Origin of the sequence: Burkholderia sp. WP9, assembly GCF_900104795.1 — a bacterium.
Taxonomy (GTDB): domain Bacteria; phylum Pseudomonadota; class Gammaproteobacteria; order Burkholderiales; family Burkholderiaceae; genus Paraburkholderia.
This window is the reverse complement of the sequence record NZ_FNTG01000002.1, coordinates 1,360,249-1,375,166: the sequence shown is the minus strand read 5'-3', so window position 1 is coordinate 1,375,166 and position 14,918 is coordinate 1,360,249. Positions and strand designations below refer to the sequence as shown.

Here is a 14,918-nt window from a genome sequence, read left to right as displayed (position 1 = left end):
AACAACACAACCCCAAGCTTCTCTGGTGAGCATCACCAGAAACTACTTCTTCCAGATTGGTTGGGCTGTCCCCAGAGACAGCGCAGCAACAAGTCATGCCTGATGACCATAGCGAGTCGGTCCCACCCCTTCCCATCCCGAACAGGACCGTGAAACGACTCCACGCCGATGATAGTGCGGATTCCCGTGTGAAAGTAGGTAATCGTCAGGCTCCCCAGCAGCATCAGAAACCCCACCCCGAAAAGGTGGGGTTTCTGCGTTTACGGCCGCCCGCTGGCAAACGGCAAGCGGCAAACGCCCCGCAGGCGCGGACGAACACGAACAGACACAAACGAACACGAACAGACACAAACGAACACGTGGAAAACGGCCCGGAATCCGCGCGAAACTATCCACGCGAACCCGCGCCTTCACTCCCTGCCCGGCCGCACCGCCTTCGCATAGCCCGTCAGTATCCAGATACGCCTGTCCCACCTTCACACCTGCGCGGCTCACCCGCACTGCACTTTCTCAGTACATCACGCTCGTTGAATGCCGGGAAACGCTTCGGCGGAGTTTCCCCGCCATCCCAACTCACACGCGATCGGTCTAAGCCCGTTTGCGTATTGGCGCCTGATACGGCATGCCCGCGGTAAATCGATCAAGCCGTTCGCTTGCATCGGTGATTGCCCAGAGGGGGGCGCTATGCAACTGTTGGTCATAGTTCGTCGCAATTGTCGCAAAAAGCGCGAACCCCGCATCGTCCAAGCTCCACCTGCCGGTCTCACGGCCGATATCGAACACTGTCGACACCGCGCGCTCCGCTGCGCTCGTCTGTTCGCTGGTTGCCGAACCGAAGCCTGACTCAGCCAGAAAGCCGGTCAACAGCATGATCTGCGTAAGTGTTTGCGCATCGGTCATGCTGCCGGCGCCGCGGCGCAACGCGTCGAGCGCCAAATGGACTCGCAACGCCAAGTCGTCGGCGGTCTGCCGGGCGATCGGAAACAGCATCGCCTTGGCATGCCGCGCACGCGCAACGCCTGCATTACGAGATAACGGGATAGGTTGTGCCATGAAGGTCCAATGTTTACGCCTGTGCAGATGCAATAACGGCGCGGCCCGTAAAAGGTTGAGCCCTCGTTATGCATCCGGCCGGCGAGCCGGCTGAAACGCCGTTTCTTGGCTGGCTGGGGGGGGGCTCCACGACTTTCCCTCGCGGGGCTGGCGCGCGACGTTTCCGCAGAAGTTGGCCGATGTCTTTGGATCTTTCTCCACGCTGCGGCGCGTCTCATCGATCAGGAGCCTCGCGTCGCCGGCGCATCTTGTCCATGGCGAGCGCGCCACGCCTATGGCTGTATGCCAGACGCATCGAGCGATTCACATCCGTTCAACGGAGAGAAAGACCCACGGTGCGTCGAGCAACATAGCGACCGTCCCAGGCGAACCTATGTCCAGCGGAATCGTCCTCGGCTTGTCACCCGTCACCCGTCACCCGTCACCTGCCACCTGCCACCCGACACCCGACACCCGACACCCGACACCCGACACCCGACACCCGACACCCGACACCCGACACCCGACACCCGACACCCGACACCCGACACCCGACACCCGTCACCTGCCACCCGACACCCGACACCCGACACCCGACACCCGTCACCTGCCACCCGACACCCGACACCCGACACCCGACACCCGACACCCGACACCCGACACCCGACACCCGACACCCGACACCTGCCGCCCGCCACCTGCCACCTGCAATCTGCAATCTGCAATCTGCAATCTGCAACCTGCCACCCACCCTCAACCTGCATCAAACGTCACCGAACTCGTCATGGCCCTCATCAGGCGGCGTCACGCTTCGCGCCCGTACGCGCCGACGAATTTCCGAATCCAGGATCAGACGCCCACGCAGTTTTCCTTTCATTCGCTTCACATAGCGTGGCGCCTCGGTCATATGGATCACCATCAACTCACGCACTTTCTCCGCATCACGCTCACGTGCCGCTTTCGTGATCGCTTTATGAATCTTGACGTTAGCCTGACCAAAGCGCTCATGTTCGGACTGCGGAGTATCGTTACGAAACTCGATCAGTTGCCGGATCATTTCGTTGATCAGCTCACAACTGAAGCGCAGGAACGGGTTGGGATTCGCCGCCGCGAGGATATCGTGGAAATTCACGTCTTCCTGACGCTGCCGAACGATGTCCTGCCCGCCATGTGACGAAGCCGGTCGATCGCAACATGCAATGCTCGCGTCGAGTGCCTCGAAGTCCTGCTCTGTCAGATATGGCACGGCCCCCGCCGCGAGTTCGGGCTCCAGCAATTTGCGTACGGTGTAGATGTCATCGATCGATACATCCTTGAAAAACAGGTAGTTCTGCAGAAGTTGTAACGTACGATCGAGCGGCACCTCGACCACCATGCCGCCGCCGCTCGGACCCGTGGTCACTTTGATGAGACCTTGCACTTCAAGCGATTTCAACGCCTCGCGGATCGTGCTTTTACTTACCGAAAAGAGTTGCTGCAACTCCACCTCGCGAGGCAGCCGGTCGCCTGGCTTCAGGTCTTTCTCGGTGATGAGCCGCTTGATCTCCTCCGCGACCAGATCGCCGCGTTTCTGCTGCTTGATCTCGATCGCGGCGCCAGCCTTGGCGCGGTCCATGGCCATAGTCGATGCTCCCTAGTTTGTCCTGCACGATCCTCGATCGACCCGCCGCCGCCGTCGCAGCCCGGAAGGTCGCCTCATGCTGCCAGGAATTTTGCCTTATTGACACTCGAATTTATTGTACCTACGATCGAGTCCAACCTATTTATCATGATAAATAGAACAAAGCCCGTGTGGTGGAAAACTTCACGACGGCCAGCAAGCCAAGTAGTCGATCTAGTCGTTCGCGCAATGCGTGCAGTTTCGTAGTCGGTCAGTGCGTGTCTCTTTCCTAAGGAGCGTCATTTTGAATCGCCGAAATATGTTGAAGCTGGCCGCGTTGTCGGCCGTTCCGGGGACGTTGGGCTCGCTGGTCGCGCGAAGCGCGTTCGCGCAGGCTGGCACCTTGCAGTTCGCCTGTCCGGTGCCCATGTCGGGTCCGTTTGCGGCAAACGGCAAATATGCCGACCTCGGCATGAAGCTCGCTATCGAGCAGTACGGCAAGGTGCTGGGTCAACCGCTCGCGTACACGGTACTCGACACTGAGGGCAAGCCGGCAACTGCGGTGCGCCGTGTGCAGGAAATCGCGCAGCAGAAGAATGCACGCTTCTTTGCCGGCGGTATTCTGTCCTCCGAAGCATTGGCAATGGGCAAGGAAGTCCAGAAAGCCGGGGGCGTATTCATCACCACCGCAGGTGCGGACGAAATCACCGGAAAGGACTGCAACGACGCCACGTTCCGCTGGTCGGTGCCGACCTACGGCGCGATCGAGCAAACGGTGCGTCCGCTGATCCAGATGCTGCCCAAAGCAAAACGCTGGTACACCATCACGCCGCAATACGTGTTCGGCGATGGTTTGCTCTCGGCCGCCAAGGCCATCTTCAAAGAGAAGGGCATCGAGCATGTGGGTAACAGCTACCACTCACTCAATGAGAAGGAGTTCAGCGGCTATCTGACGAACGCAGTTGCTGCGAAGCCCGACGTTTTGCTGATTCTGAACTTCGGCTCGCAGTCGTCCGATACGTTGCGCCAGGCCGTGAGCTTTGGCATGAAGAACAATTGCACGATTCTGTTGGCGTGGGCATCCGGACTCGAGCAGTTCGAATCGCTTGGCGCGGACCTTTGCGAAGGCGTCTATTTCGGCGCGCAGTACTGGCACGACATCGATTCGCCGCTCAACCGCGATCTGGTCAAGCGCACGAATGCTGCTTTCAAAGCGAACCCCAACTACAGCCTCGCGGGCTCCTATATCTGCACGAAGATTCTGCTCGACGGTATCGTGAAAGCAGGTAACGTCGATCCGAAGAAAGTGGTCGCCGCCCTTGAAGGCATGAAATACGACGGTTTGACAGGCCCGGAGGAAGTCCGTAAAGGCGACCACCAGGTACTGAAGAACTATTATCTGCTGAAGGGCAAGGCGAAGAACAAGATGAAAAACGCCGACGACTACGCGGATATCGTGAGCTCCGGCCAGTCGTTCCTGCCGCTCGACAAGACCGGTTGCAAGATGGCTTGACGCCTGCCTGCCCTGGCGCAGGCGAGCGCGGTATGCACATCGCGGCACAGCGGCGCCACAGCGCGTGCCCCTTCGCACCATCCTTTAGACGGACGCCATGAACGTTTATCTCCTGCAAGTCGTCAACGGCATCGGAGTGGGAATGCTGTATTTCCTGCTCGCGGTCGGTCTGTCGATCGTGTTCGGCTTGCTGCGCTTCGTGAATTTCGCGCACGGTGCGTTCTACCTGCTCGGCGCGTACTTCTGCTATCAGGCGATGCAATGGTCGATGAGTTTCTGGGCCGCGCTCGTGGTCGTCCCCATCGTAGTGGGCGCGCTCGCCTGGGTGGTGGAGAAGCTGATTCTGCGGCATGTCTACGCGCAGCAGCATGAGTTCCATATTCTCGTGACGGTCGGTCTCGCACTCGTCGTGCAGGAATGCGCGATCCTGATCTGGGGGCCGCTGGGCGATAACGTTGCCGTGCCCGACATGCTGAACGGCGTAGTGATCTGGGGCAGCTTTGTGTATCCGAAATACCGCCTCTTCGTGATCGGCTTCACGGCGGTATTGGCGGCGCTTTTGTGGTGGGTGCTGGAAGGCACACGACTAGGCAGCGCGGTGCGCGCGGGCAGCGAATCGACTGAGATGGTCTCGTTGCTCGGTATCAACGTATTGCGCGTTTTCAGCCTCGTATTCGCGCTTGGCGCTGCGACGGCCGCATTGGCCGGCGTGCTTGCAGCGCCGATTCGCGGCGTCGATCCGTTCATGGGCATCGAAGCGCTCAGTGTCGCGTTCGTCGTGGTGGTGGTCGGCGGAATGGGTAATTTTTTGGGTGCATTGGTCGGCGGCCTACTGGTTGGGATCGTGCAAAGCGTGATGAGTACCTTGTGGCCGGAAGGTGCGCGACTCATGATCTACGTCGCAATGGCCGCGGTCCTGTTGTTGCGACCGAATGGTTTGCTCGGGAGGGCGGCATGATCGATTCCTCGAAGCCCATTGTGCAAAGCGCTTCATCGGCAAGAACTCAACCGGGCCTGAAGCATTCACTGCATCGCTATCGCTTCCTGTTGCTTGCGCTGCTGGTGGTCTGCATTTTGCCGCTGACGCTGCGCTCCGGATCGCTGGCCACAGAAGTTCTGGTGTTCGCGCTCGCCGCACTCGGTTGCAATTTGCTGCTCGGCCACACAGGCTTGCTTTCGTTCGGGCAGGGCATTTTCTTCGGACTAGGCAGCTATAGCGCGGGACTGGTTCTGACCAAAGCGGCGTTACCTGTGCCCGTGGCGTTGCTTGCATCGGTTGTAATCGGCGCGGCGGCTGCGGCGCTCGTCGGCTGGTTTTCGATTCGTCAGCGCGGCACGTATTTCGTCATGCTGACGCTCGCGTTCGGGCAATTGTTCTATTTCCTCGCCTACACCACGCCCGATCTGACCGGCGGCGACAATGGGTTGCTCGACATCCCGCGCCCAGCGCTCGGGCTGTTTGGCAAAACACTCTTGCCGTTGACTTCACCGTGGCAATACTACGGCTTCGTCGCCGTGCTCTTTCTCGTGGTGTTCTGGTTGTTGATGCGCGTATCGCACTCCGTGTTCGGCCGTACGTTGCTCGCGATTCGCGACAACGAAGCCCGCGCCGCCGCAGTGGGCTACGACGTCAAACGCTTCAAGCTGATGGCGTTCGTGATCTCCGGCGCGGTCACCGGGCTCGCGGGCGCGCTGCACGCGCTGATGACCGGCATCGCGCCGCTCTCGAACATCGACTATCACACGAGCGAGATGATCCTCGTGATGACCGTGATCGGCGGCACAGGCAATCTGTTCGCATCCGTATTAGGCGCCGCGTTTTACGTGCTGTTCGCCGATTGGCTCTCCACTTTGTGGCCGCGCTGGTTGTTGCTGCTCGGCATCGTGCTGATCGCCGTCAGCCTGTTCATGCAACGCGGGCTGTGGGGGCTGGGCGAGCGCATCTGGCAATCGCTGCGCCGCCAATCATCCGCCAATGCCGATAATGCCGCGGACAAGGAGCCCGTATGAGCGAAGCCATTCTGCGAGCGAGTGGTGTGGTGAAGCGCTACGGCAAATTCACGGCGCTCTCCGACGTCACGTTGAACATCATGCCGCGCACGGTGCATTCCGTAATCGGTCCGAACGGCGCGGGAAAAACCACGCTGTTTCACGTGTTGACCGGCACGCTGCCGATCACCGAAGGCAAGATCGTATTCGACGGCCACGACGTGACGCGTGAGCCGGATCATAAACGTGTGCGGCGCGGCGTCGCGCGTTCGTTTCAGGTGACGAGCCTGTTCGCCAATCTGAGCGTACGAGAAAATCTGCGGCTCGCCGCGCAGGGTGTGGACGCGGTACGCGCGCTCAATGCGTGGACGCCGCCGCATGGTGCGCTCACTCATTCGGAGACTGTCGACAGTGTTCTCGAACGGCTCGCACTACAGCGTTTCAGCGAGGTATCGGCAGGCGCGCTTTCGCACGGTCAACAGCGGCGGCTGGAAGTCGGCATGGCGCTCGCCGCGCGACCCAAGGCGATCTTTCTGGATGAGCCGACCTCGGGCATGGGTATCGACGACCTCGACGATATGAAGCAGTTGATTCGCGGCTTGCGCGACGATTACACCGTCGTGCTGATCGAACACAACATGGGTATCGTGATGGACATTTCCGACACGATCACCGTCATGCAACAAGGGCGTGTGCTGGTGGAGGGGCGCCCCGACGACATTCGCGGCGATGAGCGCGTGCGCAGCGCCTATCTCGGCAACATGATCACCGGAGGCCGCGCATGATTCTCGACGTGCAGCAGATTCACGGCTTCTACGGCAAAAGCCATATCCTGCAAGGCGTGTCCCTGCAGATCGACGACGGTGAAACGGTGACGCTGTTGGGCCGCAACGGCGCCGGCAAGTCGACCACGCTGAAAGCGATTGCCGGCGTCGTGGCACCGCAGCGCGGCGCGATTACGTTTAATGGCGCCAAAATCAGCGGCCTGCCGCCGCACAAGATCGCCTCACGAGGTGTCTGTTTCGTGCCCGAGCATCGCGGCATCTTTCGTTTGCTCACGGTCGAGGAAAACTTGCGGCTTGGCGCACGCAAAGATTCGCCGTGGCAGCTCGACGACATCTACCGCATTTTTCCGCGCCTCAAAGAGCGGCGTACCAACGGGGGCGCGCAGCTATCCGGCGGCGAACAGCAAATGCTGGCGATTGGCCGCGCGCTGATGAATCACCCGCGTTTGCTGATGCTCGACGAGCCGGTGGAAGGCCTCGCGCCCGTGATCGTGGAAGAGATCGTCGCGCAACTCAAGCTGATCCGCGAGGCGGGCGTGGCGATTCTGCTGGTCGAGCAGAACCTCGAAGTTTGCACGCAACTCGCCGACCGCCATTACATCATCGAGCAAGGTGTGATCGTCTATTCAGGCGATAACGCGTCCTTTTCCGCGGACGATTCGATCAAGGACCGTTATCTCGGCGTCGGCGTGGTCTGACGCGCAGCAGTCTTCAACACGAGGAAGCATCGATGCAAGTTCATGAATCAACAACCGTCGCGACGTTCGCCGATCTGCGAGTCGACGGCGCGCGGCTCTGGGACAGTCTCATGCAACTCGCGCGAATCGGCGCGACCGATAAAGGCGGCGTATGCCGCCTCGCACTCACGGAGTTGGACCGCGAGGCGCGCGACCTTTTTATCGCGTGGACGAAGGAGATTGGTTGCAGTGTGCGGGTCGACGCGATCGGCAATATCTTCGCGCGCCGTGCCGGTTTGCGTGATGATCTGCCGCCGGTCATGACCGGTAGCCACATTGATACACAGCCCACGGGCGGCAAGTTCGACGGCAATTACGGCGTGCTTGCGGGTCTCGAAGTGCTGCGCACGCTCGCCGATGCCAATGTGCGGACGCTCGCGCCGCTGGAAGTCGCGGTGTGGACCAATGAAGAGGGCTCGCGCTTCGTGCCGGTGATGATGGGTTCCGGTGTGTTTGCCGGCGCGTTTACCTTGGAGCACGCACTCGAACAGCGCGACCGTGAAGGCGTCACGGTGCGTGACGCACTGTCGCAGATCGGATATGCCGGCGCGAACGAGAAGCCGCACGCCGTCGGCGCCTACTTCGAAGCGCATATCGAACAAGGGCCGGTGCTGGAAGCACATGACAAAACAATCGGCGTGGTGCAGGGCGCGCTCGGCCAACGCTGGTACGACGTGACCGTGCAGGGCATGGAAGCGCACGCCGGCCCGACGCCGATGGAACTGCGCCGCGACGCGCTGCTCGTCGCGGCGGATCTGATTCATGCCGTCAACCGCATTGCGCTCGATCACGCGCCTCATGGGCGCGGCACGGTCGGCTGGCTCGACGTGCATCCGAATTCGCGCAACGTGATTCCGGGCCGCGTGACACTCACCGTCGATCTGCGCGCCGCCGACGATGCCACGCTCACGGCCATGGATAGCGCGTTGCGCGCCGCATGCTCGTTGGCGGGCGAGCGAGCCGGCATCGAGGTAGGCGTCGAGCAGGTCGTGTATTTCCCGCCGCAACCGTTCGCCGCGGAACTGGTCGGCGCCGTGAAGCAGGGCGCCGACACGCTCGGTTTTTCGTCGATGGACGTGATCAGCGGCGCCGGCCACGACGCCGTTTATCTTGCGAGAGTCGCGCCCGCGGCGATGATCTTCGTGCCGTGCAAAGACGGCATCAGCCACAACGAGATCGAAGACGCGCGCGCGGACCATCTCGAAGCCGGTTGCAACGTGCTGTTGCAGGCCATGCTGAGCGCCGCGCAGAAAGCGGGGAGCGCAGACGCATGAAAGTCCTCATCGCGCGGATGAATCACGAGACCAACACGTTTTCGCCGGTGGCCACGCCGTTGGCCGCGTTCGGGCGTAACGGCCCGAGCTATGGGCAAGACGCGTTCAACGAGAACAAAGGCATGCAAACGGCGATGGCCGCGTTCATCGACGCCGCCGAAAAGGAGCATGCGCAGATCGTGACGCCCGTGTCGGCGTCGGCGAATCCGAGCGGACCCGTTGAGGCCGCCGCTTACGACGCGATCTGCGAGGCGATCGTGTCGGCCGCGGCGGGTTGCGACGCCGTCATGCTCGATCTGCATGGCGCCATGGTCGCCGAGAATTCGAACGATGGTGAAGGCGACCTGCTCGAACGCGTGCGTGCGTTGCTGCCGGACGCGCCGATCGCGGTCGCGCTCGATCTGCATGGCAATGTCACGCAGAAAATGATCGACAACGCCAATGTGATCGTCAGCTTCAAGACCTATCCGCACGTCGATATGTACGAGACCGGCGCGCATGCGGCGCGTCTGATGTTCGACCTGGTGCACGGCAAGGCGAAGCCCGTGATTGCGTGGCGCCAGCCGCCGCTCCTCACGCATACGCTGCGCAGCGCGACTGCCGAAGGCGCGATGAAACGTGCCGTGGATGCCGCGCGCGCAGCCGAAGCCGATGGCATGCTCGCGGTGTCGGTGCTATCTGGCTTCTCGCTGGCCGATATCGCGGCGCCGTGTATCAGCGTCGTGGTGGTGGGCAACGGTGAGCGCGGCGAAGCAGACGCGGTGGCGGAGCGGATCGCTCGACAGATCTGGAGCGAGCGAGAAGACTTCGTGTATCGCAGCGCGCCGCTTGCTGAATCCGTCGCGCAAGCGGCGGCGCTCGCGAGAGACGCCGACAAGCCCGTGCTCCTGCTCGATCATGGCGACAACTGCATGTCGGGCGGCACATGCGACACGATGGATCTGCTCGAAGAAGCATTGAAGCAAAAGCTCGATGGTATCGTGAGCGGGCCGTTGTGCGACCCGCAAGCGGTCGCGGCGTTGATGGCGGCCGGCGTCGGCAGCACGGTGACGGTGACCATCGGCAACAAGGTTGCGAGCGATGCGATAGCGCCGCGCCTGCCGCTTGCCGTGACGGGTGTGGTGCGCGCGCTGACCGACGGCGAGTACATCATCAGCGGCCCGACCTACACCGGACAGCGTGCTTTCATGGGGCACGCGGCGGTACTCGACACCGGCGCCATCAAGCTCGTGATCACCGAGCGCACGCACGAACCATGGGACCTCGGCGTATTCGAGAGCGTCGGCATCGATCCGCGTCGCGCGCGTTTCCTGTTGCTTAAATCGCGCATGTACTGCCGACCGGTTTTCGTGCCGATCGCCGCAGCGCTGGTGGAATGCGACAGCCGCGGCGTGACGAGTTCGGATTACGGGCTGTTCGCTTTCGAGCACGTGAAGCGGCCGGTGTATCCGCTGGATGCACAGACCGAGTGGGCACTCACGAACTGATTGCCACGCGCTCGCCAACTTAAGTGGCGTTAGGGGCTTGTGCAGGGCGCAGAGGTTCTCTATAATTCGCGCCTCTAAAGGCTCGTAGCTCAGTTGGTTAGAGCACCACCTTGACATGGTGGGGGTCGTTGGTTCGAATCCAATCGAGCCTACCAACGCATCCTTGACGTAGACGAAAGCGGCTCCGCTTTCGTCTACTGTCAGGTTCTCGCATTACCTCGGCGCACTGCTTGATCGTGCCGCTGTCCTGTCTGTCGGTCTTCCCTTTCCGTATTATCTCCACCTCGTCATTAGCGTGGCGCACGTGCGATCGTTCAGGCGCTGGACAGGTATCCGCTCGAAACGACGCCCAGCGCTATTGCGAGACCTTCGCGTCAGCAATCAGGTCTCGCGCCTTTTCAGAGCGGATGCAGCGCGCTGTTACGGGCGAAGCAGATCGAAGCCGGCCAGCGCGACGACCCCGCTCACCACGATCAGCGCGACCGAATGCTGTCCGAAGTAGAGCAGGCCGGCGGCCGACCAGCTCGTCATTGCAAATGCGGCAATACGTTTCATGCTTTAAAACCCCAAGGCGACTGCCAGCAACCCACTGACCACGCCGCACACCGCCACGGCCAAGGCTACGACCGTCAGCACGCGGCGCGGGAAAGAGCGGGAGAGCATGGCCATTGAAGGTACGCTGACCAACGGCAGCGTCATCAGCAACGCGCCCGCCGGACCGGCGGCCATGCCGAACGAGAGCATGGCCTGGATGATCGGCACTTCGCCCGCGGTCGGAATCACGAACAGCGTGCCGGCGATAGACAACGCGATGATCCACAGCAGGCTGTTGTCGATCTCCGGTCCGACATGCGGAAACAGCCACGTGCGCGCTGCGCCGAGAATCAGCACCAGCACGATGTATTCGGGAATGAGCCGCAACGTCATCGTGCCGAGGATTTTTACCCAGCGTGCGAAAGCCGTGCTGGGCACATCGGCGGAGATCAGTTGCGCCATGGCTTCGCGTGACGCTTCGGCTTCCTTTGGCGTGACCATGCGATTCACCAGGTAGCCGAGGCCGAACACCATCACGATGCCCAGCGCGAGGCGCAGGCCCATCCACTGCCAGCCGAGCACGAAGCCCATGAAGATCAGCGTAGCCGGATTCAAAGCGGTATTGCCGAGCCAGAACGCGATCGCCGCGCCCGGCGCCGCCTGGCGCGCGCGCAAGCCGGCTACGACCGGCGCCGCGCAACAGGTGCACATCATGCCCGGCAGCGACATCAGGCCGCCTTTCACCACGCTGCTGAAATCAGTCCGGCCGAGCGCACGCGCGACCCATTGCGGCGGAATCAGCGCCTGCACCGACGAGCCGAGCAGCAGCCCCAGCACCATGGCTTGCCAGATCGCTTTGCCGTAGGCGAGGGCGTAATCGATTGCCGCCTGCCATGACGCCGCCGGTGCGCTCGCCGACGTACCCATCAGAATGGATTTGCCGATGGAGTGCTGGCTCGCGGCAACGAAGGCGCGGTTGTAGTACGGGAACCACTTCACATAAAAGAGGCCGACGACGGCAATCAGCAGAAACACGATCCAGCCAAGCGCGACGCGCGGTTGTCGAAGGGTTGATTGCATGGTGGTCTTAAGCGTTGGTTTTAATCAGATGACAGTGAGCGCGCTGCTGTCGACCTGCGCAAGCAGTGCGCTTGCCTGGTCGACGACATCGGCGCCGTTGGGCCGGAAATTGAACTTCAGGGCGTGCGGCAATTGAACGAAATGTTCATGGCTGCTGCGCGCATAGGCGGGATCGTAGTGCCGCTCGATCAACTCATGCGCGAGTTCGGCGCGCCGGTTGTCGTCGACGAGCCGTTGCCAGCCCGCGACGCGTTCCCGGCTGTGCAAGCCGATCAGTCTTTGCAGTTGTCCCTTCAGTAACTCGGGATCGTCGAACAGATGCGCATAGTCGTGCAGCAGGAACGCCGCGCGATCTTCGCGGCTCGACATCACCTCGACGCAGCGGCCCCGATGAAACGTGTCGAGCAGCGCGAGCGGCAATGCGACGGAGCCGATGCGCCGGCTCTCCGCTTCCACGAAGACCGGCCGTGACGGATCGAACGTGCGCAGAGCGGTGACGAGCAGCGTATCGAAACGCTTCTGCGACGGCTGCGGCACGCCGGCCCACGCGCCTAGCAGCGAGCCGCGGTGCGAGGCCAGCGCTTCGAGATCCAGCGTCTGCGCGCCCGCCGCGTTCAAGGCCGCCAGCAGGCGTGTCTTGCCGCTGCCGGTCGGGCCCACCAGCGCAATGTATGAAAACGTTGCCGGCAAAGTGTCGAGCGTGTCCAGCGTGGCCCGCCGGTAACTCTTGTAGCCGCCGTCCAGCTGACGCGCCTGCCAGCCGATCATATTGAACAGCGTGGTCACCGAGCCGGAGCGCTTGCCGCCGCGCCAGCAATAGATCAGCGGTCGCCAGTTGCGCGGCCGGTCGGCGAAGGTGGTTTCCAGATGCTGCGCGATATTGCGCGCGACCAGCGCAGCGCCGATCCGCGTGCCTTCGAAAGGTGACACCTGCTTGTAGGTCGTGCCGACCAGCACGCGCTCCTCATTGCTCAGCACCGGCGCATTGAGTGCGCCCGGAATATGGTCTTCCGCGAATTCGAGGGGCGTGCGCACATCGATGATTTCATCGAAATCACCGGCTTTTTCGAGGCTGACGAGTAGGTTTTTCAAGGAGTTAGGGGCGAAACAGGCCTGCGGGGAGGTCGAAATTATCGCATGCGCCGGAAATACCGGCTGGCGGAGCGCTCAGGACAGCTTGCCGGACATACGCGCCCCGGCCGTTGCTTGCGCCGGCCGGCTCCTTCAGATCACCTCGACGCGCCCTTCGCCACTGACCATGTCGCCGATCACGCACGCCTCGCCGAACCCGTCGGCGTGGAATAGGGCGAGAACCTCGTCGACGGCTTGTGGCGCGCACGAGACCAGCAAGCCGCCCGAGGTTTGCGGATCGGTGAGCAGGGTGCGCGCCGTCGCCGGCAATGAGGAGGGCAAAACGATATCTCGACCGTATGCGTCCCAATTGCGTCCCGAAGCACCGGTGAAGATGCCGGCTTCCGCGAGGCCGACCACGTCCGGCAGCCACGGTAGGTCCTCATAGCGCACGCGGGCGGTCAGGTTCGAGCCGCGCGCCAGTTCCAGCGTATGGCCGAGCAGGCCGAAGCCCGTGATGTCCGTAAGCGCATGCACGCCGTCGAGCTTCGACAGCTCGGCGCCCGGGCGATTGAGCTTGGTCGTCGCGGCGATCATGGCCGCGTAGCCGGCTGCGTCGAGCCGGTCTTTCTTCAGTGCCGCCGAGAGAATGCCCACGCCCAACGGCTTACCGAGAATCAGCACATCGCCCGCTTGTGCGCCCGCGTTGCGCTTCACGCGCTTCGGGTCGACCACGCCGATGGCGACGAGGCCGTAGATCGGCTCGACCGAATCGATCGAATGACCGCCGGCGAGCGGAATGCCGGCCTCGGCGCATACGGATTCGCCGCCCTTCAGCACGGCTGCGATCACGTCGTGCGGCAGCACGTTGATCGGCATGCCGACGATGGCCAGCGCCATGAGCGGCTTGCCGCCCATGGCGTAGACGTCGGACAGCGCATTGGTCGCGGCGATGCGGCCGAAGTCGAACGGGTCGTCGACGATCGGCATGAAGAAGTCGGTGGTGGCGACGATCGCCTGCTCGTCGTTGAGTTTGTAGACGGCGGCGTCGTCGGCTGTGTCGTTGCCGACCAGCAGGTCGGGAAAGAACGGCAATGGTGCACTGCGCTTGAGCAGATCGGCCAGCAGGCCAGGCGCGATCTTGCAGCCACAGCCTCCGCCGTGCGACAGACTGGTCAGGCGGGGAGACGTGCTTGCTTGGGCTGGGGTATCGGTCATTGTGGCGGGCATTTCAGGCTACGAATCACCGCATTATGAATGGTGTTCGTTCTCCGCGCAGAGAAGCGGCGCAAAGCGCGCCGCCATGACGCGGCGAGTCGACGCGCTATTTATTGCTGCCCGCCCCTGTGCCGTAGAGCCCGTTTTCGAATCCGCCCGCGCCTTGCGTCTTGTGTCCTTGCCCAGCGGTCTTGCCGCGTGAATTCGCCGAACCGCCATCCTTCGTTTGCGGCTTATTCGATTCATGCACCATGGACGCGGACGAATCGGGCGCCGATCCCATTGAAGACGTGCGCTTTTCCTGCTGCGACGAGCCGCTGCCTTGAGTGATCTGAGCAAGGCTGCATTGACTGGACGCGAGCATCGCCATGCCGAACACAAATGACGCGACACCTGCAGGCAGCCGCTGTTTTACTGCGCTGCAAAAATTGCCTGCGTGAGATGAATGGAGCGGATGGTGGGTCATAGGTGGGTAAGGATCCAAGTGAGGGTGGGTTTGTCACTTACCCACTCAGCAAAAACAATGCCCCGCGTCGAGATACCGGCTGTTCCGCTTCATATTTGCTCGCCTCGCAGTTGGTAGAAGTTCTCGCTGCAG

At 62.0% G+C, this 14,918-nt stretch carries 14 protein-coding genes, 1 tRNA gene and 1 rRNA gene; 9 read left to right on the top strand and 7 right to left on the bottom strand.

Annotation, left to right across the window (positions count from 1 at the left end; translation table 11 throughout):
- Window positions 1-98 precede the first annotated feature (98 nt).
- Window positions 99-211 (top strand): 5S ribosomal RNA (gene rrf / locus BLW71_RS27455).
- Window positions 212-588: 377 nt separating this feature from the next.
- Here the strand turns inward: rrf and BLW71_RS27450 are convergent.
- Window positions 589-1,053 carry a hypothetical protein gene (locus BLW71_RS27450; RefSeq protein ID WP_091804238.1) on the bottom strand — a complete coding sequence of 155 codons (465 nt, stop codon included), beginning with the start codon at window positions 1,051-1,053 and terminating at the stop codon, window positions 589-591.
- A 742-nt stretch (window positions 1,054-1,795) separates the two neighbouring features.
- Entirely contained in the window at window positions 1,796-2,653 is an 858-nt protein-coding gene (locus BLW71_RS27440) for a FadR/GntR family transcriptional regulator (protein WP_091804235.1), read from the bottom strand.
- Window positions 2,654-2,936: 283 nt separating this feature from the next.
- On the opposite strand from BLW71_RS27440, the gene BLW71_RS27435 reads away from it, so the two are divergent.
- From BLW71_RS27435 to BLW71_RS27400, 8 genes are all read left to right on the top strand, one after another.
- Entirely contained in the window at window positions 2,937-4,145 is a 1,209-nt protein-coding gene (locus BLW71_RS27435; protein WP_091804232.1) for an ABC transporter substrate-binding protein, read from the top strand.
- A 97-nt stretch (window positions 4,146-4,242) separates the two neighbouring features.
- Window positions 4,243-5,103, top strand: coding sequence for a branched-chain amino acid ABC transporter permease (locus BLW71_RS27430; protein WP_091804229.1), 861 nt, complete (start codon window positions 4,243-4,245; stop codon window positions 5,101-5,103).
- A complete protein-coding gene (locus BLW71_RS27425; RefSeq protein ID WP_091804227.1) occupies window positions 5,100-6,155 on the top strand; it encodes a branched-chain amino acid ABC transporter permease in 1,056 nt (351 codons plus the stop codon). The genes BLW71_RS27430 and BLW71_RS27425 overlap by 4 nt, the downstream gene beginning before the upstream one ends.
- Window positions 6,152-6,919, top strand: a complete 768-nt coding sequence (locus BLW71_RS27420) for an ABC transporter ATP-binding protein (RefSeq protein ID WP_091804224.1) — start codon at window positions 6,152-6,154, stop codon at window positions 6,917-6,919. The genes BLW71_RS27425 and BLW71_RS27420 overlap by 4 nt, the downstream gene beginning before the upstream one ends.
- Window positions 6,916-7,617 carry an ABC transporter ATP-binding protein gene (locus tag BLW71_RS27415; protein ID WP_091804219.1) on the top strand — a complete coding sequence of 234 codons (702 nt, stop codon included), beginning with the start codon at window positions 6,916-6,918 and terminating at the stop codon, window positions 7,615-7,617. The genes BLW71_RS27420 and BLW71_RS27415 overlap by 4 nt, the downstream gene beginning before the upstream one ends.
- Window positions 7,618-7,649: 32 nt before the next feature.
- A complete protein-coding gene (locus BLW71_RS27410) occupies window positions 7,650-8,930 on the top strand; it encodes a Zn-dependent hydrolase (protein WP_091804216.1) in 1,281 nt (426 codons plus the stop codon).
- Entirely contained in the window at window positions 8,927-10,417 is a 1,491-nt protein-coding gene (locus BLW71_RS27405) for a M81 family metallopeptidase (RefSeq protein WP_091804214.1), read from the top strand. The genes BLW71_RS27410 and BLW71_RS27405 overlap by 4 nt, the downstream gene beginning before the upstream one ends.
- 78 nt (window positions 10,418-10,495) lie before the next feature.
- A tRNA-Val gene (locus BLW71_RS27400) sits at window positions 10,496-10,572 on the top strand.
- 265 nt (window positions 10,573-10,837) lie between these two features.
- Here the strand turns inward: BLW71_RS27400 and BLW71_RS42390 are convergent.
- The 5 genes from BLW71_RS42390 to BLW71_RS27380 form a co-directional block, all read right to left on the bottom strand.
- Window positions 10,838-10,972, bottom strand: coding sequence for a hypothetical protein (locus BLW71_RS42390; RefSeq protein WP_286162130.1), 135 nt, complete (start codon window positions 10,970-10,972; stop codon window positions 10,838-10,840).
- Between the two features lie 3 nt (window positions 10,973-10,975).
- Window positions 10,976-12,031 (bottom strand): permease, encoded by a 1,056-nt coding sequence (locus BLW71_RS27395; protein WP_091804211.1) that lies wholly within the window; start codon window positions 12,029-12,031, stop codon window positions 10,976-10,978.
- A 24-nt stretch (window positions 12,032-12,055) separates the two neighbouring features.
- Window positions 12,056-13,123: a tRNA 2-selenouridine(34) synthase MnmH gene (mnmH, locus tag BLW71_RS27390; protein WP_091804208.1), complete on the bottom strand. Its 1,068-nt coding sequence runs from the start codon at window positions 13,121-13,123 to the stop codon at window positions 12,056-12,058.
- Between the two features lie 132 nt (window positions 13,124-13,255).
- Entirely contained in the window at window positions 13,256-14,320 is a 1,065-nt protein-coding gene (gene selD / locus BLW71_RS27385; protein WP_091808958.1) for a selenide, water dikinase SelD, read from the bottom strand.
- 106 nt (window positions 14,321-14,426) lie between these two features.
- Complete coding sequence (locus BLW71_RS27380) at window positions 14,427-14,690, bottom strand: beta-xylosidase (RefSeq protein WP_286162129.1); 264 nt, start codon at window positions 14,688-14,690, stop codon at window positions 14,427-14,429.
- Between the last annotated feature and the right edge of the window lie 228 nt (window positions 14,691-14,918).

Coding starts and splice junctions, on each gene's coding strand:
- BLW71_RS27450 (WP_091804238.1), bottom strand. CDS start 1,053: ATGGCACAACCTATCCCGTTATCTCGTAATGCAGGCGTTGCGCGTGCG.
- BLW71_RS27440 (WP_091804235.1), bottom strand. CDS start 2,653: ATGGCCATGGACCGCGCCAAGGCTGGCGCCGCGATCGAGATCAAGCAG.
- BLW71_RS27430 (WP_091804229.1), top strand. CDS start 4,243: ATGAACGTTTATCTCCTGCAAGTCGTCAACGGCATCGGAGTGGGAATG.
- BLW71_RS27425 (WP_091804227.1), top strand. CDS start 5,100: ATGATCGATTCCTCGAAGCCCATTGTGCAAAGCGCTTCATCGGCAAGA.
- BLW71_RS27420 (WP_091804224.1), top strand. CDS start 6,152: ATGAGCGAAGCCATTCTGCGAGCGAGTGGTGTGGTGAAGCGCTACGGC.
- BLW71_RS27415 (WP_091804219.1), top strand. CDS start 6,916: ATGATTCTCGACGTGCAGCAGATTCACGGCTTCTACGGCAAAAGCCAT.
- BLW71_RS27410 (WP_091804216.1), top strand. CDS start 7,650: ATGCAAGTTCATGAATCAACAACCGTCGCGACGTTCGCCGATCTGCGA.
- BLW71_RS27405 (WP_091804214.1), top strand. CDS start 8,927: ATGAAAGTCCTCATCGCGCGGATGAATCACGAGACCAACACGTTTTCG.
- BLW71_RS42390 (WP_286162130.1), bottom strand. CDS start 10,972: ATGAAACGTATTGCCGCATTTGCAATGACGAGCTGGTCGGCCGCCGGC.
- BLW71_RS27395 (WP_091804211.1), bottom strand. CDS start 12,031: ATGCAATCAACCCTTCGACAACCGCGCGTCGCGCTTGGCTGGATCGTG.
- selD (WP_091808958.1), bottom strand. CDS start 14,320: ATGACCGATACCCCAGCCCAAGCAAGCACGTCTCCCCGCCTGACCAGT.
- BLW71_RS27380 (WP_286162129.1), bottom strand. CDS start 14,690: ATGGCGATGCTCGCGTCCAGTCAATGCAGCCTTGCTCAGATCACTCAA.